This window comes from Bartonella sp. CM120XJJH, assembly GCF_042194715.1.
Taxonomy (GTDB): domain Bacteria; phylum Pseudomonadota; class Alphaproteobacteria; order Rhizobiales; family Rhizobiaceae; genus Bartonella.
Genome location: NZ_JBHINE010000111.1, coordinates 1 through 699 on the forward strand (window position 1 = coordinate 1; position 699 = coordinate 699).

General features: G+C 40.9%; 1 pseudogene. It reads right to left on the bottom strand.

Annotated elements, in window-relative coordinates:
* Positions 1-181: 181 nt before the first annotated feature.
* Positions 182-699: pseudogene (locus ACFIKU_RS10065) on the bottom strand (hypothetical protein); the annotation flags it as partial.

The following is a 699-nucleotide window of genomic DNA, read 5'->3' on the forward strand; positions in this document are numbered from 1 at the left end:
ATCAAGCGCTTTAGACGCTTCATAATTTAATCTCTTTGACCAAGCTTTCACCGCTTGAGCATCATTAATAGGTATACGTGTTATTGCCATTGATTTTACCTTTCTTTGCTATAAAAAAACCGGCTTAAAGCCGGCAAAAACCCGCATCAAAAGCGGATTACGTTATGCGCCTAGACTATAATCAGCCATCGCGCCCCATTAACTTATCAAAAATGATTTGATTTTTAGGATTGCTATACCATTCTCCAAATTCTTTATCAGACATATTGCCAATAGATTCTAAAGTTATTGGTCCAGTACTCCCCCCTCCTCCAGATGCTGTTAAGGTTCGCGCAGAATTCTGCCGGCTTTGAAGCGCTGCTACTTGATTATTCGCTTGCATCCCTTGGTTTTGATAACCAAGATTTTGCGCTATCCTATAAAGCTCTTCTGCTGGATTACCCCCCTTTTGGGCGCAAGTCGCTACAATCGTACGCAATTCATCCCCTATAATCGCATCTATCGTGCTCCGTTGTGCATAATTCGGATAAACAGAGGACCATGCATTCAATTGCTTTGCACGCGTCTCATAAAGATAATCCGCCGCCGCATCAAAATCACTGTATTTATCTTTAATTGATGTAACAGAACTTTCTAAAAACTGGTTCAAATGATCATTAAATTCGTGGGATTCAATGGCTTGCCTTTGAACATCCTGCT